Annotated in this window: 24 protein-coding genes and 1 pseudogene; 13 read left to right on the top strand and 12 right to left on the bottom strand. The window is 61.6% G+C overall.

The features are described 5' to 3' along the window. Positions 1-69 precede the first annotated feature (69 nt). The 4 genes from ABGN05_RS01850 to ABGN05_RS01865 all read left to right on the top strand — a co-directional run bounded on the left by ABGN05_RS01850 (position 70) and on the right by ABGN05_RS01865 (position 2,940). Complete coding sequence (locus ABGN05_RS01850) at positions 70-708, top strand: DUF1326 domain-containing protein (RefSeq protein WP_367952285.1); 639 nt, start codon at positions 70-72, stop codon at positions 706-708. A gap of 14 nt (positions 709-722) precedes the next feature. Continuing rightward, positions 723-1,538 carry a DUF2182 domain-containing protein gene (locus tag ABGN05_RS01855; RefSeq protein ID WP_367952286.1) on the top strand — a complete coding sequence of 272 codons (816 nt, stop codon included), beginning with the start codon at positions 723-725 and terminating at the stop codon, positions 1,536-1,538. Between the two features lie 35 nt (positions 1,539-1,573). Beyond that, positions 1,574-2,362 (top strand): adenylate/guanylate cyclase domain-containing protein, encoded by a 789-nt coding sequence (locus ABGN05_RS01860; protein WP_367952287.1) that lies wholly within the window; start codon positions 1,574-1,576, stop codon positions 2,360-2,362. 236 nt (positions 2,363-2,598) lie between these two features. Next, the gene (locus tag ABGN05_RS01865; protein ID WP_367952288.1) at positions 2,599-2,940 is read left to right on the top strand and encodes a cytochrome P450; all 342 of its coding nucleotides are present in this window, start codon (positions 2,599-2,601) and stop codon (positions 2,938-2,940) included. A 42-nt stretch (positions 2,941-2,982) separates the two neighbouring features. Here ABGN05_RS01865 and ABGN05_RS01870 read toward each other — a convergent pair whose 3' ends face one another. From ABGN05_RS01870 to ABGN05_RS01885, 4 genes are all read right to left on the bottom strand, one after another. Beyond that, positions 2,983-4,230 (bottom strand): adenylate/guanylate cyclase domain-containing protein, encoded by a 1,248-nt coding sequence (locus ABGN05_RS01870; RefSeq protein ID WP_367952289.1) that lies wholly within the window; start codon positions 4,228-4,230, stop codon positions 2,983-2,985. Further along, positions 4,227-4,616 carry a response regulator gene (locus tag ABGN05_RS01875; protein WP_367952290.1) on the bottom strand — a complete coding sequence of 130 codons (390 nt, stop codon included), beginning with the start codon at positions 4,614-4,616 and terminating at the stop codon, positions 4,227-4,229. Before ABGN05_RS01875 ends, ABGN05_RS01870 begins: the two co-directional genes overlap by 4 nt. Beyond that, positions 4,613-8,281 carry a GAF domain-containing protein gene (locus ABGN05_RS01880; protein WP_367952291.1) on the bottom strand — a complete coding sequence of 1,223 codons (3,669 nt, stop codon included), beginning with the start codon at positions 8,279-8,281 and terminating at the stop codon, positions 4,613-4,615. The genes ABGN05_RS01875 and ABGN05_RS01880 overlap by 4 nt, the downstream gene beginning before the upstream one ends. 626 nt (positions 8,282-8,907) lie before the next feature. Continuing rightward, the gene (locus ABGN05_RS01885; protein ID WP_367952292.1) at positions 8,908-9,792 is read right to left on the bottom strand and encodes an alpha/beta hydrolase family protein; all 885 of its coding nucleotides are present in this window, start codon (positions 9,790-9,792) and stop codon (positions 8,908-8,910) included. Positions 9,793-10,092: 300 nt separating this feature from the next. On the opposite strand from ABGN05_RS01885, the gene ABGN05_RS01890 reads away from it, so the two are divergent. After that, positions 10,093-10,389: a type I restriction-modification enzyme R subunit C-terminal domain-containing protein gene (locus ABGN05_RS01890; RefSeq protein WP_367952293.1), complete on the top strand. Its 297-nt coding sequence runs from the start codon at positions 10,093-10,095 to the stop codon at positions 10,387-10,389. 43 nt (positions 10,390-10,432) lie between these two features. Here ABGN05_RS01890 and ABGN05_RS01895 read toward each other — a convergent pair whose 3' ends face one another. The 7 genes from ABGN05_RS01895 to ABGN05_RS01925 form a co-directional block, all read right to left on the bottom strand. Next, positions 10,433-11,185 carry an ABC transporter permease gene (locus ABGN05_RS01895; RefSeq protein WP_367952294.1) on the bottom strand — a complete coding sequence of 251 codons (753 nt, stop codon included), beginning with the start codon at positions 11,183-11,185 and terminating at the stop codon, positions 10,433-10,435. Beyond that, positions 11,182-11,955, bottom strand: a complete 774-nt coding sequence (locus ABGN05_RS01900) for an ABC transporter ATP-binding protein (protein ID WP_367952295.1) — start codon at positions 11,953-11,955, stop codon at positions 11,182-11,184. The genes ABGN05_RS01895 and ABGN05_RS01900 overlap by 4 nt, the downstream gene beginning before the upstream one ends. 4 nt (positions 11,956-11,959) lie before the next feature. Next, positions 11,960-13,015, bottom strand: a complete 1,056-nt coding sequence (locus ABGN05_RS01905; protein WP_367952296.1) for an ABC transporter substrate-binding protein — start codon at positions 13,013-13,015, stop codon at positions 11,960-11,962. A gap of 56 nt (positions 13,016-13,071) precedes the next feature. Next, positions 13,072-13,509: a VOC family protein gene (locus ABGN05_RS01910; protein WP_367952297.1), complete on the bottom strand. Its 438-nt coding sequence runs from the start codon at positions 13,507-13,509 to the stop codon at positions 13,072-13,074. Next, positions 13,506-14,255: a FadR/GntR family transcriptional regulator gene (locus ABGN05_RS01915; RefSeq protein WP_367952298.1), complete on the bottom strand. Its 750-nt coding sequence runs from the start codon at positions 14,253-14,255 to the stop codon at positions 13,506-13,508. The genes ABGN05_RS01910 and ABGN05_RS01915 overlap by 4 nt, the downstream gene beginning before the upstream one ends. Next, complete coding sequence (locus ABGN05_RS01920; RefSeq protein WP_367952299.1) at positions 14,252-15,706, bottom strand: FAD-binding oxidoreductase; 1,455 nt, start codon at positions 15,704-15,706, stop codon at positions 14,252-14,254. Before ABGN05_RS01920 ends, ABGN05_RS01915 begins: the two co-directional genes overlap by 4 nt. 207 nt (positions 15,707-15,913) lie before the next feature. After that, on the bottom strand, positions 15,914-16,879 hold the full coding sequence (locus ABGN05_RS01925; protein ID WP_367952300.1) for an IclR family transcriptional regulator: 966 nt from the start codon (positions 16,877-16,879) through the stop codon (positions 15,914-15,916). Here ABGN05_RS01925 and ABGN05_RS01930 point away from each other — a divergent pair. Genes ABGN05_RS01930 through ABGN05_RS01965 form a run of 8 tightly spaced genes read left to right on the top strand, consistent with a single transcriptional unit; the run spans position 16,853 to position 24,928 of the window. After that, positions 16,853-17,869, top strand: coding sequence for a pyridoxal-phosphate dependent enzyme (locus ABGN05_RS01930; protein ID WP_367952301.1), 1,017 nt, complete (start codon positions 16,853-16,855; stop codon positions 17,867-17,869). The two genes, ABGN05_RS01925 and ABGN05_RS01930, sit on opposite strands and share 27 nt — an antisense overlap. Positions 17,870-17,925: 56 nt before the next feature. Beyond that, a complete protein-coding gene (locus ABGN05_RS01935; RefSeq protein ID WP_367952302.1) occupies positions 17,926-19,530 on the top strand; it encodes an ABC transporter substrate-binding protein in 1,605 nt (534 codons plus the stop codon). 11 nt (positions 19,531-19,541) lie between these two features. Further along, the gene (locus ABGN05_RS01940; protein ID WP_367952303.1) at positions 19,542-20,462 is read left to right on the top strand and encodes an ABC transporter permease; all 921 of its coding nucleotides are present in this window, start codon (positions 19,542-19,544) and stop codon (positions 20,460-20,462) included. Beyond that, the gene (locus ABGN05_RS01945; RefSeq protein ID WP_367952304.1) at positions 20,455-21,303 is read left to right on the top strand and encodes an ABC transporter permease; all 849 of its coding nucleotides are present in this window, start codon (positions 20,455-20,457) and stop codon (positions 21,301-21,303) included. Before ABGN05_RS01940 ends, ABGN05_RS01945 begins: the two co-directional genes overlap by 8 nt. A 9-nt stretch (positions 21,304-21,312) precedes the next feature. Beyond that, positions 21,313-22,434: an amidohydrolase family protein gene (locus ABGN05_RS01950; RefSeq protein WP_367952305.1), complete on the top strand. Its 1,122-nt coding sequence runs from the start codon at positions 21,313-21,315 to the stop codon at positions 22,432-22,434. Continuing rightward, positions 22,431-23,423 (top strand): ABC transporter ATP-binding protein, encoded by a 993-nt coding sequence (locus ABGN05_RS01955; protein ID WP_367952306.1) that lies wholly within the window; start codon positions 22,431-22,433, stop codon positions 23,421-23,423. The genes ABGN05_RS01950 and ABGN05_RS01955 overlap by 4 nt, the downstream gene beginning before the upstream one ends. Beyond that, entirely contained in the window at positions 23,420-24,385 is a 966-nt protein-coding gene (locus ABGN05_RS01960) for an ABC transporter ATP-binding protein (protein WP_367952307.1), read from the top strand. The genes ABGN05_RS01955 and ABGN05_RS01960 overlap by 4 nt, the downstream gene beginning before the upstream one ends. A 51-nt stretch (positions 24,386-24,436) precedes the next feature. Further along, positions 24,437-24,928: a RidA family protein gene (locus tag ABGN05_RS01965; RefSeq protein WP_367952308.1), complete on the top strand. Its 492-nt coding sequence runs from the start codon at positions 24,437-24,439 to the stop codon at positions 24,926-24,928. Here the strand turns inward: ABGN05_RS01965 and ABGN05_RS01970 are convergent. Beyond that, positions 24,891-25,164 (bottom strand): annotated as a pseudogene (locus tag ABGN05_RS01970) (IS481 family transposase); the annotation flags it as partial. The gene ABGN05_RS01965 and the pseudogene ABGN05_RS01970 sit on opposite strands and share 38 nt — an antisense overlap. Between the last annotated feature and the right edge of the window lie 86 nt (positions 25,165-25,250).

The following is a 25,250-nucleotide window of genomic DNA, read 5'->3' on the forward strand; positions in this document are numbered from 1 at the left end:
AGATCCTATGGTTTGAGGTCAACTTATCTGGTATTCTTACGTTGCGGCAATTTCGTGGGAGGATCTCCAATGACACCTTGGGAAGTGCACGGCCGTGAACTGGCCAACTGCAATTGCGCAACCGGATGCCCATGTCAGTTCATGGCGTTGCCTACGCATGGAAACTGCGAAGCCGTTGCCGGTTTCCAGTTTGATTCCGGCCACTTCGGCGATGTTGATCTCAGCGGGACCAAATCTGCACTCGTCGTTCGTTGGCCTGGCCCAATCCACGAGGGAAATGGGACCATGCAGATCATAATCGACGAGAATGCCACGCCCAAGCAGCGCGATGCGCTTTATCGGATCATGACAGGTGAAGATACCGAAGAAATGGCGACGATGTGGTGGGTTTTCTCTGCCATGTCCCCGAGCAAGCTCGAAACTCTCTACAGACCGATCGATATCGAGATGGACTTCGAAACCCGCACGGGCCGGATCAATGTGCGCGGTGTCTTCGAAACGGAGGCCCACCCGATTACGAATCCTGTGACCGGCGCCGAGCACCGAGCTCGGATCAATCTCCCTAACGGTTTCGAGTTTCACGTAGCTGAAATGGCAAAAGGGACGACCAAGACAAGCGGAACAATCAATCTCGCGAACAACCGCGACAGCCACGTGCACATAGTGGAGATACATCTGTCCAACCAAGGTGTCCTCGAAGCAGCATGACCTGATCGAAGTCGATGGAACAGACGGGCGGCATCGAGCGCTTGCTGCGGAGAGACAGACTGGTCGTCGCCATGCTGATCGCGACGCTGTTCGGTGTTGCTAGCCTGTATACGGTGTCTGGCATCGGCATGAAGATGAGCGCACTCGAAATGACCGCGATGGACGGCATGCGCGACATGCCGAGTAGCGATGTTCCGGGGTCCTGGAGCACAGACTACATGCTGCTCGTCTTCCTCATGTGGTGGATCATGATGATCGCCATGATGTTACCGAGCGCATCGCCAACCGTGTTGTTGTATTCGGCGCTTTTACGGCGAGGAGCCGCCGCTCGCCATGCACCTGCACTATCAGCTGTGTTTTTGTCCGGGTATCTCACAGCGTGGGCAGCGTTTAGCGTCATGGCCACGATCCTACACCATGCGCTGGAAACGTGGGGGCTCGTATCCTCAACGATGATGACGCTCATCAACACGGTTCCTGGGGCTTTGCTGCTGATTACAGCAGGCTTGTTCCAGTTTTCTACGCTCAAACACATATGCCTTCAGCATTGTCGTTCTCCGGCTGAGTTCATCACTAGGAGCAGACGCCCCGGCGCTATGGGCGCGTTCCGGATGGGGCTCCAGCATGGCTCCTATTGTCTCGGATGCTGCTGGTCACTCATGGCGCTCTTGTTCGTCGGCGGCGTTATGAATCTCTACTGGATTGCCGCTCTTGCAGGCTTCGTGGCAATCGAGAAGCTGCTGCCTCGCGGAGATCTGGTAAGCAAGGCAGCAGGAACCTTTCTGATGCTGTGGGGTGGGTATCTGCTTGTTGGAATGCTGACGTCCTAGTCGCGCTAAGATTTACCTCATCTGAGGTAACGAAAATGTCGAATGTTGCCGGCATAGAAGATCAGCACGAGGAAGAGTGGCGTGAAATACTAACGCAAGGCCACTCTGCGCGATCGCTGAAAAATTTGAAGCGAATAATGCGGCTACTACCCGGCCATCCGCGCTGTAAGATATGCAACAATCCTTTCGGTGGGTTTGGAGGCAGTGTGTGCCGAATTGCCGGTTTCCGTCCTTCCAGGAAAAATCCGCGGATATGCACACTGTGCTGCGAGAAAATGCCTAGGGGTGGTGCAGAGGTTGAGGCAGTTGTTCTGTTTGCCGACATACGTGGATCGACAGCACTGGCAGCAGATCTTGGCCCAACATCATATGCCAAACTGCTGAACAGGTTCTACAGAGTCTCTACCGAGATTCTGATTGCTTACGATGCGACTGTAGATAAACTTATCGGGGATGAAGTAATGGCATTCTTCGTTTCAGGTTTTGCTGGCGAAGAGTTCGAAAACAAAGCGACGCATGCCGGGCTGGCTCTAATGCGTGCTTTTGGATATCCGCAAGATCCGTGGATACCCGTGGGTATCGGGATCGATGCTGGGTTGGCTTACATCGGGAACGTGGGCAGCGAATTCCTGGTAGATTTTACCGCGTTGGGCGACCCGGTGAACGTTGCCAAGCGTATCCAGTCGCGGGCAGGTGCAGGGCAGATATTGATCAGCACTGCGGCATTCGACGCCCTCAGTTGCGATGTATCGGCAAGCAAAGCCTATCCCCTGACTCTCAAGGGCAAACAAGACGCTGTCATGGTGCGTTCGCTGGGAATCTAGAACCCAATAGACCTACGCATTTTTGCGTGGCAGGAATGCAGGAGCGTAAATACAGTAGAGGCTGGAAATCAACCGAGCGCGAGACGCCCGAAATGACCTGGACACTTCCGGAAACCTCCGCCGTTATCCAAATCGGCCTCGATGCACAGGAACATTGAGGAATCGAAACAGAAACGGACCAGAATCAAGCCCTCAGGTGTGCTCCCCCGCGATTTGGGCGAAGGAGGTTTCCGGAGGTGTCCACCTTCTCGCTTCCACAGGAATTCCATCGCGAGCTTGGCAGCAGCACGGGCAAGCCACCCGGACCGAAGGGGCTGCCACTTCTCGGCAACATGCTCGACTTCGCGAAAGACCAGCTAGGTTTCTTCGTCAACGCGACCCGGGACTACGGCGATCTCGTCACCGCCAATTTCGCAGGCTGGCCGACGCTGGTCGTGAGCGACATGGCAGCCATCGAAAAGATCCTCGTCAAGGACCACCGGAACTTCGTCAAGAACGAGCTGATCTGGCGAGGGACGATGCGCCTGACGGCGCTTTTGCTGTTGCCGGTCTCCTTCGCCATCATACTGTTGGTGTAATGTGTCGCCTCGCCAGCGGATCGGGAAGGCGGGAACCACTTATTAGATTTCTATTTGTATACCTTTCCCGCCGTTTAGCAGACGTTTGAGGTGAAAGCTCGCGAGCGGATCCTCGGGGCGCAGTCCCACTTCGGCAGCGAATGCTGCGATTGCGCCGGGATCCTTGGTCTCGAGCCTCGCGAACGCCGCAAGATAAGTCGCCACTCCCGAGTTGTCCTCTGAATCCGGTCGCAAAGGCTCAAACGCCCGCAGAGGCGTCATGCGACCTCTCAGCATGAGATCGCCTACCGGGCGGCCCATGAAACCTTCCGCCTGGTCTGCGACCACGCTGCTGATGCACACACGGGTTCCGAGTTGCTTGTTCGCAGCTTCGAGCCGAGCCGCCGTGTTGATTGTGTCACCATAGGCGGTGTAGTCGAAGAACCGACCACCGCCAAAATTACCGACGATCGCCGGTCCCGCGTGGACGCCGATTCGTGTGGCCCCGAGTGCCACTCCCTTTGTGAACATACGCCGGCGAAACTCCTCGGCAAATGCGTCCAGATCAAGTGCGCAGGCAACGGCGCGTGTGGCATGGTCCGGCTGGTCCGTCGGCGCGCCGAATAAAACATGCAGGGCGTCGCCCACAATTTTCGCTACCGTCCCCTCATGAGCGAAAACGACGTCAGTCATTCCGACCAAATACTCGTTGAGCAATTCGCTGAGAAGATTCGGCTCGAGCGACTCGGCGAGTCTGGTGAAGTCCGCCACGTCGGTGAACAGTGAAGCTACTTCACGGCGCTGCCCAGCCAAATCGACACCATCTGTCGAAGAAACGAGCCTCAGCGCCAGATTGGGCGAGAAATATCGCGATAGCGAGGCATGTGCCCGCTCGGCTTCCGCCTGCCGGTACCGCGCTTCCCGCAAAATCTCCCGGTGGCGCAGCGTCTTGGCGATCGTGATCTCGAGATCGGAGAAATCAATCGGCTTGGTGAGGAAATCAAACGCGCCGCGGTTCATCGCCGTGCGTATGTTGGCCATGTCACCATAGGCCGAGACGATTACGGTGGAAAGGGGGCTCTCCTCGTTCTGCAGCCGCTCCAGAAGCGTTAGCCCATCCATTCGTGGCATGTTGATATCGCTTAGCACGATGTCGATGTCCTGATGATCGGCGATCATACCTAGCGCTTCGATCCCATCGTGAGCAAAAAGGAAGCCGATGTCGCCGGCTCTTATCTGCCGGCGGAACTTCTGAACGACCAGCAATTCGAGGTCGGGTTCGTCATCGACGACGAGGATCTGGGCTGTCATCCCGCGAGACCGATGCGTGCTTCGATCTCGCCGCGCAGGGCCGAAAAATCGATCGGCTTGGTGAGCAATGCCTCGGCTCCGCTATTGAGCGCCACGCGTCTCGTTTCGGCATCGCCATAAGCGGTGATCATGATGATGGGAACCTCGGGGCGAACGGCCTTGGCCAGTGGGAGGAGGTCCAGCCCAGTCATGCCGGGCATGTTAATGTCCGAGAGGATGAGAATAAGTTTCGCTTCCACCGTCTCACGAATGATGTGCAGTGCGTCGGCCGCCGATAATGCGAAATCCATCATGAAGCGTCCCGTCTTGATATCGCGCCGGAAATGCTGGCGAAATAGCGATTCAACGTCAGGCTCGTCGTCGACTACCAGGATGAGCAAGGTCATTCTTGTCTCCCCTGTAGCGCCAGAGCGGCGGCGTTGCGCGGCAGCTCAATGCGGAACTCTGTGAACACCCCTTCCTCTGTCGTCACTTCGATCCCTCCGGAATGCTGCTTCACGACGATGTCGTGGCACAATGACAAGCCCAGCCCCGTGCCTTCCCCGGCGGGCTTGGTGGTGAAGAAGGGATTGAACATCTTGTCCAGCACGTGGTCGGGAATTCCCGTTCCATTGTCGCGGATCCGGATCTCGACGCGATCTCCAAGGTCTCGCGTCGCGGCCGTAATGGTCGGCTCATAGCCGTCTCCAACAAGCTCTGCCGCTCGCTTGCCGGTTGCATGGAAGCCGTTGGAGATCAGGTTCAGAAGCACGCGCGTGATCTCCTGCGGAAACACATCTACTTCACCCGCGCCCGGATCGAAGTCGCGCTCGAACGTGACGTTGAAGCCTTTCCGCTCGGCACGTGCTCCGTGATAAGCCAGGCTCAGGCTCTCCTCCACGATGGCGTTGATGTCGGCCGGACGATGCTCGCCCGTGCCCTGACGCGAATGCATCAGCATGTTCTTGACTATGGAATCGGCCCGTTTGCCATGTTGGACGACCTTGTCCAGATTGCCTTTGATAAGTCCGGTGAGTTCGGCCACTTGCTCTCGCAACGCCGTGTCGAGCGGTGCCTGCACGAGCAGGTCCGTCAGTTCCTCCACCAGTTCCTCGGAGATCGAGGAGAAATTATTGACGAAGTTGAGCGGGTTTTTGATCTCGTGCGCAATACCGGCTGTCAATTGGCCCAGCGATGCGAGCTTCTCCGTCTGTATCAGCCTGTCCTGGGTCGCGCGAAGATCGTCCAGCGACCGCGCCAGTTCCCGCGTGCGGGTCTCCAGCTTTTCGTAAAGTTGCACGTTGGCGAACGCAATGACAGCCTGATCCGCGAACGTCTGCACCAAACGTATCTGGCGTTCTGTGAACGGCTCCACCTGCTTGCGCAGCAGCGCGATGACGCCCACGACCGCTCCCTCCTGTAGCAGAGGAACACCGAGAGCGGTCCGCACCGGGGTTCCCGCCATCCCGGCGAGGTAACTGTATTCCGGATCAGCCGTCAGATCGTGAACATGGATCGTCTGTCGGGCCTGCGCCACGCGTCCGGCTATCGATGAGCGGTCGTTCGGGAGGATTGGATTGTCGATCGAGTGACGGGAGAGCGCGGGATCGTTGCGCCGGCTGGAGGCCACGTGGTGGAGCTTCTCGTTCTTAAGGAGGCGCATGACTGCCATGTCGGCACGGCAGAGTTCGGTAGATGTCTCGATGATGGCATCCAGCACCGGCTGCAAAGTCGAGGCAGAACGGCCGATAACCTCAAGCACACCACTGGTTCCTTCTTGGAAGGCGAGCGCCTCCTCGAGGTCCACGGTGCGCGCCTGGACTTCATGAAACAGGCGAACGTTCTCGATCGCGATTACGGCTTGGTCGGCAAAGGTTTGCAGAAGCTCGATTTGGCCCGAGGTGAACGGAGCCACCCTTTTCCGTCCCATCAACAGAACGCCAATCGGCGATCCCTCGCGCAGAAGCGGGACGCCAACAACCGTGCGGAAGCCGGCTACCCTTTGAGCTTCACGATAGGTGAAATCCGGGTCGGCCAAAACATCGGCCACTTGAACTATGGTCCCTTCCATGAGAGCACGGCCGACAACGCTGTTACGGCCAGCCCTGAGTTCCATCGCGCGGGTCACTTCGTTCCAACCGTCAGGAAAGCCAAAGCTGCTGGCGTAGTAGAATGCATCACCGTCGCGCCGGGTTATCCCCGCCATGTCGGCATCGCAAAGCCGTGCAGCCGACGCGGTGAGCGTGTCGAGCACGGTCTGCAGATCGAAGGCGGAACGGCTGATGACTTTCAGAACATCGGCAGTAGCAGTCTGCTGTTGCAAGGCGCGACTGAGTTCTTCCGTCCGTGCTTGCACCTCTTCAAAGAGCCGCACGTTTTCAATTGCGATAACCGCCTGATCGGCGAACGTCTGAACCAACTCGACCTGCTTATCCGTGAAAGGGCGCACTTCGTTGCGCCGTATCACCAACGCCCCTATCGCGTCCTCGCCACGCATGAGAGGCGTGGCGACAATTGCCCGATGGCCCATCCGGATCGCCATATCTGAGCCTTCAGGGAATTCGTCCGCTACAGCGGTAAGATCAGTTACGTGCACAGGAATTCGATCCGCTACACACCTGCCCGTGACCCATCTCCGGGAAACCGGCCAGTCTGGAAAGTCGACTGGAATAGGTCCGTGATGAGCTTCTAAATGTAGCGTGTCGCCTTCTCTTAGAAAGATCACGGCGTCATAGGCTTCGCACAAAGAAACAGCTGATCGGACGAGAGTATCCAGAACCGTCTGCAGATCGAAGGCGGAACGGCTGATGACTTTCAGCACATCGGCTGTCGCCGTCTGCTGCTGCAATGCGCGGCTCAGTTCCTCCGTCCGTAGCTTGACCTCATCGAACAGCCGGGCGTTCTCGATGGCAATCACCGCCTGATCAGCGAATGACTCGATCAGTTCGATCTGCTTGCGTGAAAATGGAGTGACACTGGTTCGTGCCAGCGCGAACGCGCCGATGATCTGCCCCTCGCGAAGGAGCGGAACACCAAGCATTGAGCGTAGTCCGCCGAGGGCGGCTTCCTCCTTGTCTTCGTATTCGGCGTCCTCTCGAATGTCGGCAATTTCAACGGTGGCGTGAGCGAGGGCAACTCGACCGACCAGCGTCTCGCGACCGGGTCGGATGATCTTGGCCTTCTCGAATTTTTCGTAGCGTGGGTCCAGCACCCGACCCTGGGCATATCGAAAGACATCACCCTGGCGCCGCCAGATCTGGGCGGGACCCGTCTCGCACAACTCGGCCGCCGTATCGACGAGCGTCCCCAACACGGCGTCTAGGTTGAAAGTCGAACGGCTGATTGCCTTTAGCACATCTGCCGTCGCCGTCTGTTGCTGGAGTGCTTCCTTGAGTTCCTCGTTGCTGCTCTCGATGCGCTCGAAAAGGCGAACATTTTCTATCGCTATGACTGCTTGGTCGGCGAATGTCTTAAGGAGTTCGATCTGGCGAGCGGGAAAAGTTCCAGATTGGGACCGCGCGACAACGATGCTCCCGATCGGATCCCCGTCACGCAAAATGGGAACCCCGATCAAGCTGCGGTAATCTGCAGATTTGGCGTCAAGGGTGGCATGGGCCTTGTAGTCACGATCGGTGATCCGGTCGGGTATCTGTTCCACTGACCGATTGAGGATCGAACGACCGGCAGCACTTCCTGTATCGGGCGGAGCCGGGAAAAGAAGTCGGACGGCCTCCACGCCTTCGGGTTCAAGCCGATGGTGCGCAACGAAGTGAAGCAGCTGTCCATCGTATCTAAACACATGGCAGAATTGGGCGGCGCAAAGCCTGGCCGAGTGCAACGCAATAGCATCGAAAACTGGCTGCAAATCAGCAGGCGAGGTGGAGATGACGTGCAGGATGGCGCTAGTGGATGCCTGCTGTTCGAGTGCTTCACTCAGTTCTCGCTTCAGCAGATCGATCTGGCGACTGAGATCGACGCTCAACTGCTCCACCTCGCGCCCCTCCACCTCGCGCTCTTCGACCGAAAGCGCTTCCGATATGAGCTCAGCTGAAGGCCACAGCCTGGCTTCCACTTCGGGGCGGGCGCATCGCAACCTGGCGCTCGCCGCAGAATAATTACACTACATCATCCGCGCTGTTTCAGCGAGAGCAATGCACGCGCAAAGCAATTCAACTGGCGCTCGCCGTGGAAGTCGATCCACCTAGGCTGCTACCAATGTCAGAGCCCATCTACCAGCCTCCGCGCTAGACCACGCCAGTCGCCAAGTCGGGAATCGGCCGAACGTGCGGCCACCCATGTGCTCGGTCTTCTGCCGACGAACCTGTCGGGCTGGCAGAAACAGCCCGTTGCGATCGCCCGCGCGCTGGTGGGTAATCCTCGACGTGGTGCTGGCCGACGAACCGACCGCTGCGCTCGATCGCGAAATCGGCCGGAACGTTGTCGACCTGCTGAAAAAGGCTGCGACAGGCACGAAGGACACCACGGTCATGGTTACCCACGACAATCATTCTAGACTTCGCCGACCGCGTTCTGACGCTCTGGGATGTTCCTATCAATGAGGATCAGCAGCCCTAAGAATCCGTTCCGAAGCCCCATGATACATGCTTTGCGAGGATCATGACAGCAGCGCTCAAGGCACGGCAGCGGTTTTCGCGATGACCTCGGCGCCTTTCCAACGTCGGCGGTGCAGAACGCCATCTACCGCAGGTTCTTTCCAACAAACACTGCGGTTGCTTCGATCAGTTCGTCGACTTGCTCGACGCCTGCGAACGCGTTGAAGACGTGGTCCATGTCGCGAACGAAAAGTTCTTCCTCGCCCGTATGGTAGTCGAGCAGGATCTGGCCCGAGATCGGCTGGGGAAAGACGACATCGTCCTTCGTGCCCACCGCCACCAGAAGCGGACCGGTATAGCGGGTGATCTCAGCCACGGGATCGATGGCGTAGAGGCTTTCGAAGAAGCCGGACTTGAGCGCTATCTCGGCGCCCCAAGGCAACGTGACCTTGACCGGCTCCCCGCCAGAAGCCAACCCTTGCTTGAACCTCTCCACGCCGAACATCAGGGCGATGGCGGAAGCCATGTTCGTGCCCGGTGCCCAGAGAGCCACAGCGTTGAGCGAATGCGAGGTTCGGGCGGCGACCGCCGCACCCACTGCGCCGCCTATGCTCCAGCCGACGAGCGCCAGGCGGCTGGCGTCGACGGTGCGGTTCTGCGCCAGCCAGTCAAGCGCTGCAAGACCGTCCGCCACGTGGGCGTTCATGGTCGAATCGGCGAAGTCGCCGTCGCTCTCGCCGCTGTTGCGGTAGTCGATGCGCAGGCTGGCGATGCCCTGCTCGGCCCAAGCCCGTGCGGCGCGCTTGTAGATGCCTTCGCCGACCGCCGGGATCTCGAGTTTGTCGCGGCTACCAGTGAAGCCATGCAGCAGCAGGATTGCAGGGGGGTTGTCCACTCCGTTTGGCAAGTTCAGCGTGCCGACGACGGTCAGGCCGTCGACGGAAAAGGTCACCCGTTCCTCGGCGGCCCCCGCGAAGACAGGAATGGAGGAAAGGGCGAGGATTATGGTGAGGCGAGCACGAGCGGTCATGTGAGGCTCCCCGGTTTCGTGGCAGTGCCCATGATTGAGGACCCGGCCGATGTGGGCGTAAAGTCAAAAGACCTCGTGAAAACCTCCTCGGGACAAGCCCCTGGGCCTCCTCATCGCTTTACAGACGCATAAAAACCATTGCGTGTTTTCGACTGATCTAGATCTCAGTTTTACTTATGTATCATTGAAAAGGGTGAAGAAACCTGAGCTTCCCAAGCTGCATACGAGGGTTCGATTCCCTTCACCCGCTCCAGCTTTCGCATCAACGGGTTGGTTGCAAACCGGCCTCGCTTCGAGGCGGTGGCTTTACCGCAGGTTTTACACACGACGTTCCCGATTTGCTCTTGCGAGTTGTTCGATTACGGCCTGCGTCGCCGCCGTTTGGCGACGGCGGAACAGATCGAGTTAATCGACATGGTGATCGAACATCTGACCGAGAAAGGCGCGATGGATCCTGGACTGCTGGACGAAAGCCCGTCCATCGACAAGGCCCCGGAGGTGCGGCGGCAGGTCTTCGACTTCGAAAAGACGAAGCGGCTGGTCGAGGTGATCCGGGGCTTCGATCTCGCCGCCGACCCGCCTTTGCAGGCAGTGTGAGTACACTCCACACTTGAAGGCGGGGGACAGAGTCCCCTTGGGATCATGGCTCCCGGACGACGAGCCTCTCGGCCGTCACGACCATGGCGAAGATGCCGATAGCCAGCAGGGAGGACAGCACGATCGCGGCATACAGGCGGTCGGACTGGTAGTTGAAGGTCGCCTGGATTATCAGCGCGCCGAGCCCCTTGTCGGAGCCGATCCATTCGCCGACGATCGCACCGATGACGGCTGTTGCCGAACTGATCCGGAGCGAGGAGAAGAGCAGCGGCATGGAGCGAGGTAGGCGCAGGCGCCAGAATACCTCCCAGCGGCTCGCCGACAGCATGCGGAACAGTTCGTGCTCGTTAATCCCCGCCGAATCCAGGCCCCTGATCATGTTGATCAGCGTGGGGAAGAAGCAGATCACCGCTGCGATGACGATCTTGGGCGTCATTCCAAGCCCGAAGATCAGTATGATGATGGGCGAGAGCGCCAGCACCGGGATCGTGTTGAAGAACAGCACGACCGGAAAATATGCCGCCTGCAGCACGCGGCTGTGAACGAAGACGACCGCCAGCAGGATGGCGGCGAGGTTGCCGATCAGGAAGCCGGCGCCGGCTTCGATGGCGGTCGGCCAGAAGTGGCCCGACAGGAGAGCCGCGTCGCGTGCCAGCACGGCAAAGACCGCGGTCGGCGTCGGCACGATGTAGGCGGGAACGCCGGCCATCGGCAGGAGAAATTGCCAGGCGACGACGAGCGAGGCGGCTCCCGCGACGGGCAGCACGGTCCGGGCAAGGGGCGGGAGCGGTGTCACGATGCCTCCGCCAGCGCGGCGCGCAGTTCCGCCATCGCGGCGACCAGGGCGGGGTCCTCGCGGGTGCAGCGGTTTTGTGATTGCTTGATGGGCTTCAAGTCGCGGTCGAGACAGATACGCCCGGGGTTGGCGGCGAGCACGATGACGCGCTCTCCGAGATAGGCCGCCTCGGCGATCGAGTGCGTGACGAATAGGATCGTCGTTCCCGTCCGTCGCCAGAGGTTGAGCAGTTCGTCGTTCAGGCGGTCGCGGGTGATCTCGTCGAGCGCACCGAACGGCTCGTCCATGAGGAGCAGCTTGGGCTCACCCATCAGCGCCCGGGCGATCGCGACGCGTTGCCGCTGACCACCGGACAGCTGGTTGGGATAGCGGTCGCCAAAGCCGGACAGACCCATGAGGTCGAGCAGGGCTTCGCTCTGGTCGGAGATGGCGCGTGTCAGGCTCGCCCGTCCGACCTGGAGCGGCAGACAGACGTTTTCCCTGACCGAGCGCCACGGCAGCAAGGTGGAATCCTGGAAGACGAAGGCGACGTCGCGCCTGCTGCGCACGGCGGCGGCGGTTTCGCCGAGCACCTCGACGGTTCCGGAGAGCGGCGGCAGGAGGTCCGCCACCACGCGAAGCAGGGTCGACTTGCCGCACCCCGAGGGGCCGAGGATCGACAAGAAGGAACCGGCCTCGACGGTGAGGTCGAGGCCGGTGATGACGGTGACGGGGGTTTTTCCCGTCGGATAGCCTACGTCGAGACCGACCGTCCGGACGGCTTGCGGCATCGGCTCAGGCGCCGGGCGCGGCGAGCTTCGGCCGGCTGTCGGCCGTCAGGTCGAGGATCGCTGTGGTGTAAACGTCCTCGGTCTTCGGTCGACCATTCGGATACTGGCCGACCTTGTCGAGCAGCGACAGTTGGCTGTCGAGCGAGTCCGGGCTGAACGTGCCCCATCCCTCGGCGGCGGTGTTCTCGTCGAAGGCGAGCTTGAGGATCAGGTCGATCGTCTTCTGCTCCCAGCCGAGATCCATTTCCGGATAGGCGCCGACCATCGTCTTGACGGCTTCCTGCGGGTTGGCGTGCACCCAGCCCCAGCCTTTAGCCACCGCGCCAATGAACTTCGCCAGCCTCTCGGCGTCGCTGTCGATCGCGCCGTCGGTGGCGAAGTAGACGTTGGCGTAGGACTCCAGACCAAGGTCGCGCACGAGGAGATCGACGCGATCCTCGCCGACGACAGAGAGCGCCTGGGTGTTGGTGATCCATCCACCGATGGCGTCCACCTCGCCGCGCACCAGCGGCCCCTTGTCAAAACCGACATTGATGACGTTCACGTCGGCGGGCGCTATGCCGTTCTTGGACAGGATGGCGTCCATCAGGAAGCGTGCCGTCGGCTGGATGCCGATCGTCTTGCCCTTCAGGTCGGCCACGCCATTGATCGGCTTGCCTGGCTTGGAGGTCAGCGCATAGGGGCCGGTGCGGAAGCCGCAGGCGATGATGCGGACGGGCACACCGCTCGCACGGGCGGCGAAGAGCTGGGGTGTTTCGGAAAATTGTCCGAGTTGCGCCGAGCCCGAGATCACCGGCGGCACGGTCGCCGAGTTCGGTCCGCCGGGGCTAAACGCGACCTCGAAGCCGGCGTCCTCGAAGTAGCCGTTCTTCAATGCAGCGATGTCGCCGATCTGGCCGTTCGACATCAGCCAGTCATACTGGATGACAAGCTTGGCAGCGGCCCTCGCGGATGTCGCGGAGAGAAGCTGGATGCCCGGCGCAACGGCGAGAAGGCCTGCCGCCGCGCCGGATTTGAGGAGGGTCCTGCGGTCGATGCGGTGGTCGAAATGTCCTGTCATGATCTTTCCCCTTTGTCATTGTTGCGTCCCGCCGGTCCCACGTCCGGCGGTGTGGGTCACGGCTGTTCGTCGTGATAGTCGCCGGGGCCGCCGTCGAGCCAGGCGTAGAGCTCCCAGAGTGTGCCATCGGGATCGGTGAAATAGGCGCATCGCGCGTTCCAGACGTAGTCGGCCGGCGGCCCGTAGAAGGGGATGCCTTTCGCCGACAGCTCTCCGTGGATCCGGTCGATATCGTCGGGCGATGCGAGATTTACCGCCACGCACGCCTTGTGGGCGGAGCGTGGAGCGCGCGCGTTGGATACACCGGTGTGGCGGTTGATGTGGTCGATCTCCCAGGCGGCGAGGGTGACACCCACCCCGTGGAAATCCGCGAACCCTTCGGCCCGGCGGCGCAGCCGGAAGCCAAGCTTGTCGACATAGAAATCGACCGTGCGCTGAATATCCTCCACCAGCAGGCAGATGTCGGAGATGCGCTGCTCGGTTCCGAAAGTCATGGACGGCCACTCCGCGTTTCCTGGTTGCTTCTGGTGTTCTTCAAGCGCACGCCGACACGCTCGGCTGCGCCGACGATGTGGCTGCGCATGGCGTCCGCGGCGGCGTCCGCATCGCCGGCGACCAGCGCCTCGTAGATCAGCACGTGCTCGCCGACATTCACTTCCACCAGATCGTGAAGGGGGTTCACCGCGCGCGCATAGTGGATTGAACGCCGAATCTGCTCACAGATGAAGGAGATGAAGGTGTGGATGTAGCTGTTGCCGGTTGCGCGCGCGATTTCCCGATGAAAGGCTAGGTCCGCTTCGATACTTCCGTCTTCCCATCGCTCTTCCCCGCTCATGCGGTCGAGCGCGGTCTTGATGGCTACGAGATGTTCCGACGTGCGTCGCTCGGCGGCCAGCCCCGCCGCCTCCGCTTCCAGGATGCAGCGCAGCTCGAACAGCCGCTCCATGTTGTCGCCGTCCATAAGCGTATCGCGGTCGATGCGGATCGCGGCCCGCTGCTCGGGTGCGAGCACGAAGGCGCCGACGCCCTGGCGCGCCTCGATGACCCCGTCGGCGCGCAATTGCGCGACGGCTTCGCGCACGACATTGCGACTGACGCCGAATCGGTCGGCGAGTTGCTGCTCGGTCGGCAGCCGATGGCCTGGCTTGAAACCTCCGGTCTGGATCTCCCGGGACAGCAGGGAAGCAACACGCCCGGGAAGCGCCTCGAAGACACCGATGCTGCTGGATCGTTCTCTCATTCCTGCTCCTCTAGGACCGGGATTAGACATCCCGGATTCATCAGATCGTGCGGATCAAGGGTGTTCTTTATCGCGCGCATCGTCCGCCGCTCCACCTCGCCCAGCCCTTCCCAGAAGGCTCCTATCCGCGCTCTGCCGATGCCATGCTCCGCGCTGATCGAGCCTTTGAAGTCTTCGACGATCGCAAAGAGGCTTTCGGTGATGCGCAGGCCGAGTTCCAGTGCATCTCGGCGGTGCATCCCGAGCGGCGGCAGGAGATTGAAATGGATGTTTCCGTCGCCGGCATGGCCATAGACCTGCGGCGTCCAGTCGGGCCAGTCGCGCGCGGCGAAAGCTCGCGCCGCGGCAACGAAGGCCGGCACATCACCGAGCCTGACCGAGACGTCGCTGCGCACGTGATAGCCGCGTCGCGCCTGTCCTTCAACGAGGCCTTCCCTAATGGCCCAAAAGCTGCGCGCCTGCCGCTCGCTCTGCGCCACTACGGCATCTCCGATGAGGCCTCGCGCAAGCATGTCGGCCAGAAAGCCCTCCAAAAGGGCTCGGCCGTCCAGGCGCTTTCCGCAAGAAAGCTCGATCAACAGGTGGAAGGGATAGACCGATGAGACGGGCGAGGTCAGCCCCTTGTCGATAAGCCGCGCCAGCGGAAGGCATTCGGTGCCTATGAGTTCGAAGGCAGTGACGAGTTCAGAGAGTTCGCATCGCGCCAGAGCGCTGATCGTCATGGCATCCTCGATGGAGCCGACGCCGGCATACGCGGTTTCGATTCTAGCGGGTCTTGGATGCAATTTGAGGCAGAGCCCAGTGATGATTCCCAGCGTGCCTTCGGATCCGATGAAGAGCTGTTTCAAGTCGTAGCCACGATTGTCCTTTCGAAGGCCACGCATTGAACTCCACAACGATCCGTCGGGAAGCACCGCTTCAAGTCCAAGGATCAGTTCGCGCGCCATGCCGAAGCGCAGCACGTTGACACCACCAGCATTGGTGGCCGCATTGCCACCGATCTGGCAACTTCCCTGTGCTCCGAGCGCGAGCGGAAACTGCAGGCCGGTCGCATGTGCCGCGTCCTTCGCCTTCTGGAGTGTGCAGCCGGCGTCCAATTCGAGAGTCGCATTAGCCGCGTCGGCCCGGCGGATCGCGTTCAGCCGAGAGAGATTGATGATCACCATTTCCCGGCTTCCGGCAGGCGGGAACCCACCGCCGACCAGCCCCGAGTTCCCGCCTTGGGGCACGACGCCGATTCCGTGCCGGCGGCAGATTTCCACGCACTCCTGAACCTCCGCGATCGAGCGAGGTCTCACCACCGCTACGGCATTTCCGATCAAGTCGCCCGACCAGTCTGTCAGAAAGCCGACCTTGTCTTCCGACTTCACGAGCACGCCGGCTCCGCCCATTGATCCTTCGAGATCGGCGCAAAGGCTCTCGATGGTGGTGGTGGCGGCGGCAGCGAGCAAGATCGACTCTCCGTTCTGAGGTCGGATCATACTGTCATCCTACAACTTCGCAAGAGGTCGCTTTGCGTTTCAGAAGCTAGCCATGGTGGAAGAGTTGGCGCTTCCCGCAAGCGCCTAAAGCCGACCCGGTACGGTGATGCCGATCGTTGGGAACATCACATCATCGATACTCCCTCTCTGCGGTCGGCTGCAGCCTCACCGGAGGATCTATCGCGAGGAGAGCTTCCGTCCACTTTCCAGCAGTCGCTCTCGCAGGACTGCGGTCTGGTCTTCCGAGAGGTCTACGGGCAGCACGAGACAAATCGTGGCCTCGACCTTTCCATCTGCGCCATAGATGGGTGCGGCCAGGCACTGGGTGACCGCATCGACCAAGCCCTTGGTCAGGCAGAAGCCATCACGCTGTGCCGCGCCTATTGCCTCGATGAACTCATCGATGTCGATTCGTCGTCCATCCGGCAGGATCAAGTCCTCGTCCGCGATCAACTCCTCGATTTCGGGGCCGCTGAAGCCAGCGAGTAGCAGGCGCCCGGACGCCGTCCAAGGGATAGGGATTTGAAGACCGACCGCCGAACTGATCCTGAACGGCCTGTTGCCCGGCCGCATGTGCATGATCGTGTAGCGCCCGTTTTGCAGCATGCAGAACTCGCTGGTTTCGCCGGTTTCCTTCGCGAGCCGATCGACCTCCATGCGCGCGCGCTTGGCGAGCGAGTTCTCCCGAATGTAGTTCAAGCCGTAGAGATACATCCGCTTGCCGAAGAAGATGCGCCCGTCGTCCGGCGATGTCTCGAGCAGACCGGCCTGGGTGAGGTCATTGACCAGAGTGTAGGTCGATGAACGCGGCGCGTTCAGCGTCTTGGCAAGCGCGCCGATGCTGATGCCCTCGCCGTGCGCATGAAGAAATTCGAGGATCTGCAAAATCCGGTCGACGCTGCGCTCGCGGCGCTGCGTCGTCTCGTTCGTGGCAAGCGGAGTCGCATTCATGAAAGCTGTCTCTTGCGCAATTCGGAGGGGCTGGTATGTTGTCTCTAGCACAAGACAAGTGTCCTGTATACGGGACATTTTAAAGCAAAGCGCATCGGATGGCGCATCGGCAGATGGCGCTAACGCTTTCGAAGCATGTCTTCGGAAGAGGGGAAGGCTATCGCAATGAATGAGACGGCGGTCATGAGCCACCAGCAGATCCGCGAGCGGATCGCGACCCTGCCGCGGCTCGACATTGCCTTGAAGAACACTCCGCTCGAGGAGGCGCGCAACCTGTCGCGGACGCTCGGCGGGCCGCGCATCTTCGTGAAACGCGATGACCTTACGGGGGTGGCTCTCGGCGGCAACAAGCTGCGCAATCTCGAATTCCGTCTCGCTCATGCGATGAAGGACGACCCGGACACGTTGATCGTCGGGCTCGACCTGCAGTCGAATTCCGCCCGGCAAACCGTCGGCGCCTGCAACAAGCTCGGCCTGAAGACAATCCTCGTCCTGGAGGGGAGGCGGCCCAACAACGTCCAGGGCAATCTGCTCGTCGACTATCTGCTCGGAGCGGACGTGCACTTCGCTGCCGACCAGCCAGAGCAGCGGGCGATGCTCGACAGTCTGGCCGAGGAGGTGCGCACGAGCGGCGGGCGCCCCCACATTCTCAACGACAACCCGATGTTCGATGTTGCTTCGGCAGTGGCTTATCTCGAGGTGACGCTCGAGGTTATCGAGCAACTCGCGGCCCGCGACCTCAAGCCAGACTACTTCTACATGTCTTCGAGCGGCAAGGGCTCGGCCGGCATCATGCTGGCGAAGAAGTTGCTCGGGGCGGATTTCACCATGCAGGCGATCTGCGCGACCGCCGAGTTCGACCTGCCGTCCCGCACCGCCAGGATCGCCAACGAGACGATTGCTGCTCTCGGGCTCGACATCGAGGTCGCCGAGGACGAGGTGATCAACACCGAAGCCTTCGTGGGCAAGGGCTACGGCATACCGAGCGATGCCGGCGACGAGGCCGTCCGGTTGTTTGCGCGCACTGAAGGAATCATTCTCGATCCTATCTACACCGGCAAGGCGGCCGCCGGTCTGATCGCGCATATCCAGGAAGGACGCTTCGAACCCGACGACGTGGTCGTCTTCGTGCACACCGGCGGCACGCCGGCGATCTTCACATGGAACGAACTTTGGATCTGACGCGGCAGAGGTTTGCCGCGCCCGAGAGCGCTCAACACGAAAATGGGAGAAACGACATGAAACGCAGGCACTTCCTCACGGGCGCAGCAGGCGCGGCCCTCCTCTCCACGCTGCCGGTCAGCTCGATACGCGCCTTCGCGCAGAGCGCTTCCGGTGTGATCACCTACGGACAGAGCACGGCCGTGCTGACGCTCGACCCGGCGCACGGCGCCTTTACCGGTTATCCGGGCGGCTACGAGGCGGCGCTGTTGATCTTCGACCGCTTGCTGGACTTCGATGCCGACATGACGATCGTGCCGCAGCTGGCGGAGGCGTTCACGATGAGCGACGACCTCCAGTCGTGCGAGATCAAGCTTCGCAGTGGTGTAACCTTCCATGACGGTACGCCGTGCGATGCAGCAGCGATCAAGTTCAACATCGAGCGGATGATGAACAAGGAAATCAACACGACCAACCGTCCACTCTGGAACCCGATCTCCGGAGCCGAAGTGGTCGATGATACGACCGTCGTAATCAGAACCTCCGCCCCGTTCGCGCAGCTGCCCAACACGCTGGCCCATGGTTCCGGCGCCATCGTGTCGCCGGCCGCGATCGAGAAGTTCGGCGAAGACGGCTTCGCGCAGAACCCCGTCGGCGCGGGCCCTTACATGGTCGAGGCATTCAATGCCGGGCAGGAACTGACGCTGAAGGCCTTCGACGGCTACTGGGGTGAGAAGCCCGGCGCGTCCGGCGTGGTCTTCAAGTTCATCGCCGAGCCCGCGACACGCATCAACGCCATCACTACCGGAGCTGTCGACGTCATCGACTCAGTTCCGGTGCAGCTTGTCAGCCAGCTCGAAGGCAACGCGGATGTCGATGTGGTCCGCAAGCCGGGCCTGCGGCCGATCGGTCTCGCGATGAACCTCACACGACCGGCGCTCGCGGACATCAAGGTGCGGAAAGCGCTGAACCTTGCCGTGCCGGTCGCCACCATTGCGGAAAAGGTGTTCTTCGGCTTCGCCAAGGCGCCGGATTCTCCGCTTGCCTTCGATGCGATCGGTCACAAGTCGGTCGGCGAGACCGTATTTGACCAGGAGAAGGCCAAGGCACTGCTGGCGGAGGCGGGCTACACGGCCGGTTCAGATGGAGTGCTCGCCAAGGATGGCGCCAAGCTCACCCTCTCGCTCTTCGCACCGGAGGGCCTTTTTCCGGGCGATGTTTCCGTCGCGGAGATCGTTGCGGCTTCGCTCAAGCAGGTCGGCATCGACGCCCAGATCACCAAAATCGAGAAGGGCGCCTACTGGGACCACCTGCGGCAGGACAAGGCAAACCTGGCATGGGATCTGGCGATGTTCGGCTTCAATCCCTCCAACGCGTCGGGCACCTATCACCTGGCCTCTCTGTTCAAGTCCAACGCCGACGACGAGGGCAAGCCCGACGTCTGGAACATCGGCCGCTATCGCAACGCCGAGGTTGACGAACTGCTCAACGTCGCCGACAGCGCTCCGGAGGAGTCGGCGCGCATGGAAGCGCTCGGCAAGGCGCAGGAGCTGGTTTGGGCAGACGCGCCCTACCTGTGGCTGCAGATCAACGAGAATGTCTCTGCCGTCCGCAAGCCGGTGACCGGCGTGACCGTCATGCCGATCGTCTTCACCAATCTACGCAACGCCGCCAAGGCCTGAAGCGCGTATCGATGATCGGATTCCTGGCAAAGCGCTTCGCGACCATCCCACTGGTGGTGCTCGGCGTCGTCACGATCCTGTTTATCATCTTCAAGTCCGTTCCCGGCGACGAGGCGGCCTTCGTCGCCGGGGCCACGGCCACCCAAGCAGAGATCGAGGCCGTGCGCGTTCAGCTCGGCCTCGATCGGCCGCTTCTCGAGCAATACGCAAAACACGTCTCGGGGCTGGTTGTCGGGGACTTCGGCTACTCGACAACGTTCCGAGGCAATCCGCTCCCGCATGTTCTCAACCGGCTACCGGCGACACTGGCGCTGGCTTCAGCTGCTATCCTGCTCACGATCGTCGTCGGCATTCCCGCAGGCGTCGTGGCCGCTGCCTACCGCAACAGGCTGCCGGACTACCTGATCTCGCTGTCGGTGGTGGGACTGCTGGCGATTCCCAACTTCTGGCTTGGCATGATCCTGATCGCCTGGCTGTCGGTGGGCCTGGGCGTTTTGCCGAGCTTCGGTGCCAGTGGCCCAGCCTCGCTTGTTATACCGACGATCGCGCTCGCGGCGCGGCTGATTGCCCTCCTGGCGCGAATGACGCGTGGCGTCGTGATCGAGGAACTGCGCAAGGACTACGTGCGCACCGCGCGCGCCAAGGGCCTTTCGAAGGGACTGGCGCTTCGTCGTCACGTGCTGCGCAACGTCATGATCCCCACCGTCACCGTCATTGGCCTGCAAGCCGGCTACCTGCTTGGCGGGTCGGTGGTCATCGAGCGCCTGTTCGCATGGCCAGGCATAGGCGACCTGCTGCTGACGGCGGTGTCGGTTCGCGACTACACCCTGGTGCAAGCGATCGTCCTGATCTTCGTCGTGTCGTTCCTTGTCATCAACATCGCAGTCGAGGTGATCTACCGCTTCGTCAATCCGAGACTGCGCTATGCCTGAGGCCATTGTCCGCCGAAGGCGCCGCGGAGCGCGCCGGATCAATCTCTTTCTTTGGCTTGGCGCCACATTCCTCGTGTGCTTTGCGGCGCTCGCCATGTTGGGCGAGCGGATCGCTCCCTATGATCCCACGGCGCAGGATCTGTTTGCGATGCTGGAGGCGCCGTCGGAGGCACACCTGCTCGGCACCGACAATGTCGGTCGCGACATCTTTTCGCGCATTATCGTGGGGACGCGGTTCACCCTGTCGATTGCTCTGGCCTCGGTCTTCTTTGCAGGCATCGGTGGCATCGCCCTCGGCTCGATCGCGGGCTACTTCGGCGGGCTGACCGATCGCATCGTTACCGGCATCATCGACCTGCTGCTTACGGTGCCCAACATCGTTCTGGCGATCGCGATCGCCTCGGTCGCCGGGGCGTCGGCCACCGGGCTGACCATTGCAATCACGGCAAGCTTCATCCCGCCGCTGGCACGCCTGGTGCGTGGCCGCGTGATCGAACTGCGCGAGGAGGATTTCGTGGCAGCGGCCATCACCGTTGGCATGGGCCATACGCGCATCCTGCTGCGGCACATCCTTCCGAATGCCGCCACGGTCATCATCATCGAACTCAGCCTCAATGCCGGGCAGGCGGTGCTGATCGGTTCCGCGCTCGGCTTCCTGGGCCTTGGAGTCCAGCCGCCGGCTCCGGAATGGGGCACCATGCTGGGTGCCAGCCGCGAATATCTGACCATCGCCCCGCATCTGGTGATCGCGCCCGGTATTGCGATTTCGCTCCTCGTGCTCGCCTTCAACGCGTTTGGCGACGGGCTTCGCGACGTCTTCGATCCCGCTTCGAGAAACTGACGGACCATCATGGACTACGACATCATCGACTGTCACGCCCACATCTTCCCGCCCGCGGCGACCGCTGCCGGCTTTCCGGACGTAGCGACGCATCTCCTCCATCAGCAGCGCTCCATGCACGTGCATGGAAACCAGCCGTATCGCCGGTTGCGCGACCGCTCTCTCGTGACGGAGCGGCCTTTGTGGGATCCGACCGATCCCTCGCCGGCCGGTCGTCGGGACGTGAACTTCCGGGTCGGCACGCATGGTCGCTATGAGTGGACCGTCGACGGCGAGGATCAATACGTGCAGTTCCTCGCGCCGTGGATGAGCGGCCTCGAGATGCCGGCCGAAACGCTGCTCGCCTACATGGACTATGCCGGAGTGGCGACCGCGGTTCTCCAGAACGAGCACATCTACGGCAACCTCGCCGAGGACTTTGCAGCCGCCGCGAAGGCGCATCCCGGCCGCTTCGTCGGCCTGGCGCAGGTCGAGGAAGCGTTCGCCTATACCGACGCGGAACTCGAGCGCCTCGACGACGAGATCGGGCGGCTCGGCGTGGCAGGTTTCTACTTCACGACGACGGGCTTGTTCCGCAGCGGCTACAACCCTTTGCACTCAGATCCCGCCTACGATCCCTACTGGTCGCTCGTGGAGCGGAGTGCACTGCCGGTATTCTGGGTGCAATCCGGCAATTCACCGGTCGGGACGTACGAAGACGAGATGCGGCACCTTGCGCGCATCGTCGAGCGCTTTCCCCGGATTCGGCACGTCCTGGTCCACGGCGTCCCGACCGCTCTCTATTCCGACGAGAACGATCGACTGACGCTGCCGCCAATCCTCGACATGCTGCTCACCGAGGCGCCGGTCTCGGCCGAGATCCTTTATCCCATCGCTTGGGGTGGACGGCAGGAGTATCCGTATCGGCAGGCGCACGTTCACATTCGCCAGTTGCTCGACCGGTTCGGCGCAGGGCGCTTCCTGTGGGGCTCGGACGCGCCCAATGTCGATCGCTACTGCACCTACGCCCAGTCGCTGACCTACTTCACGAAATACAGCGACTACCTGTCGGATGGCGACCGTCGGGCTATTCTGCGCGACAACGCGGTGGCTCTGATCCCTGCACTTCGCCAGACTGCCGACCTGCGATGACACCGCTGCTCTCTGTCCAGGGTTTGACCGTCGAACTCAGCACCGCGGAGCGCAGCTTCGAGGCGGTCAGCGACCTAACCTTCGACGTTTCGCGCAACGAGGTGCTGGCATTGGTTGGAGAATCCGGCTCGGGCAAGAGCATGACGGCGCTGGCCATCATGCGGCTGCTGCCGGAACCGATCGCCGAGATCGTCTCGGGACAGATCCTGTTTGGCGATGACGATCTGGCAAGCGCCACCGAGGCAAGCCTCATGCAGATCCGGGGCAACCGGATAAGCCTGATCTTCCAGGAGCCGATGACCTCACTCAATCCCTCGATCCGCGTGGGCCCGCAGGTGGCGGAGGTGTTGCGGCTGCACAAGGGGCTCAACGCAACGGCAGCGCGCCAGCGCGTCGAGGAACTGTTCGAACTGGTGCGCATTCCCGACCCAAGGCGGCGGTATGACGACTATCCGCACCAGATGTCGGGCGGTATGCGCCAGCGTGTGGTGATCGCTCTGGCTCTCGCCTGTGATCCCGATGTGCTGATTGCAGACGAGCCGACGACGGCGCTCGACGTGACGACGCAGGCGCAGATCCTTGAGACGTTCCGCGATCTCCGGGCTTCCGTCGGCGCCGCGACGATCCTGATCACGCATGATCTGGCGGTCGTGGCCGAGACCGCCGATCGCGTCGCCGTCATGTATGCCGGCCGCATCGTCGAGGAAGCGACCACCGAGCAGTTGTTCGCTACGCCGCACCACCCCTATACGAACGGTTTGCTCCGGTCGATCCCGCACGTCTCGGAGGCGGCAGGGACCCATTTGCGCCAGCCGCTTCTCGAGATTCCAGGGATGGTTCCCGCGCTGTGGGCGCTGCCGCCTGGCTGCGCCTTCGCACCGCGCTGCCCTCGCGCTCGCGATCGTTGTTCTCGCGACCGCCCGCCTCTGGCCGAGATGGCGCCGGGTCACCGCGCAGCCTGCTGGTATCCGGTGGAGGCGGAGCAATGACGGTGCTGCTGGACGTCAAAAACATATCCAAGCGCTTCACCGTCCCACGCGGCATGAGCGGCCGACCAGCGACGGTGCATGCGGTGGACGATGTCTCGTTCGCGATCGCGCCGGGCGAGACTTTGGGCTTGGTAGGGGAGAGCGGTTGCGGCAAGTCGACCGTCGGCAAGATGATCGTCAGGCTTCTCGAGCCCGACGAGGGACAGGTCCTGTTCGACGGCACCGACATCGCGCACGCTTCGCACCGCGCCATGCGGCCGATGCGGCGCAAGGTGCAGATGATCTTCCAGGATCCGAACGGCTCGCTGGATCCGCGCCAGCGCTCTGGCGACATCGTCGAGGAGCCCCTGATCGTTCACGGTCTTGGCGGCCGCTCGGAACGCAGGGCCAAGGTGGCGGACCTCTTCTCGCGCGTCGGCCTTCGGCCGGACCAGATGAGCAACGTGCCGTCCGAGTTCTCGGGGGGGCAGCGGCAGCGGCTGGCAATTGCCCGTGCGCTGGCGCTGAACCCGTCACTCATCGTGGCTGACGAGCCGGTTTCCGCGCTCGACGTCTCGATCCAGGCGCAGGTCGTCAACCTGATGGCGGACATCCAGAGGGAATTCGGTCTCGCCTATCTGTTCGTCGCCCACGACCTCGGCATCGTCCAGCACATCAGCGATCGGGTCGCCGTCATGTATCTGGGCCGGATCGTGGAGGTCGGCGATACGGCCGCTATCTACAGTCGGCCGAGCCATCCCTACACCCGCACGCTGATGGAGGCAGTGCCGCGGCCCGATCCCGCGCGCCGGCACCGTCGCATCAAGGTGCCACGCGGCGAGGTGCCGAGCCCGCTTGATCCTCCGTCCGGCTGCACTTTTCATCCGCGCTGCCCGATCGCGACCTACATCTGCCGTGCCGAGCGTCCAGCGCTACGCCGCGTAGCCTCGGGCGCCGACGCCGCCTGCCATCATGCCGACTGATCATTCCGACACGAATAGGTCGGTGCCGAACGTCTTAGACTGGAGCATTGCATGAGTGTCGTTGATCATAAGGAGCCCGGGTCTTCACCCGAGGACCGGCTCGCGCGGCTCGGCATCGTGATTCCGCCGCCGCCGCCGCCGATCGCGAATTTCCTGACCCATGTGCGCGAAGGCAATCTCATCTTCCTCTCGGGCCAGGGGCCGCGGGAGGCGAATGGGTACCTGCACACCGGCAAGGTGGGCGCGGATATCACTGTAGAGGAGGCGTATGACCATGCCAGGATCACCGGCATCAATCTGCTGTCCGTCATGCAGAGCGTTCTTGGCGACCTAGGCCGCATCAAGCGCGTCGTCAAGCTGCTCGGAATGGTCAACGCAGTGCCGGAGTTCGGGGATCATCCCGCTGTGATCAATGGCTGCTCCGATCTCTTCGTGAACGTATTGGGCGTCCGTGGCGAGCACGCCCGGTCGGCGGTCGGTGTCGGTTCGTTGCCAGGCAATATCACCGTCGAGATCGAGGCGGTGGTCGCTGTTCGTGACTGACGCAGTCTTCCAGCGGCAGCAAAGTTGCCCGCGAAAGGCAACGATGACGGCCTCGTCTTCCGGCGACAGAACCGTTGAGTATGGCTCCTTCGGCCTTGTCGCCAGATCGGGACCGAGGACCGCTTCTTCCACTTTGCCACGGTCATCTGGTTGATGCGGTAGCGCTACGCCAAGGCTCTCAGGCTCTCTTGACTATGCAGTATCGCTCGACGGATCGCCGTGTAGAACCTGGCCAAAGTGCATCCCCACCATTCCTGGGACAAGAGTGCACCATCAAATTCCGGGATCAAACATGACTGCCGTTAACCCTTCGGTACGGCAG

Source organism: Aquibium pacificum (genome assembly GCF_040839445.1).
Classification (GTDB): domain Bacteria; phylum Pseudomonadota; class Alphaproteobacteria; order Rhizobiales; family Rhizobiaceae; genus Aquibium; species Aquibium pacificus.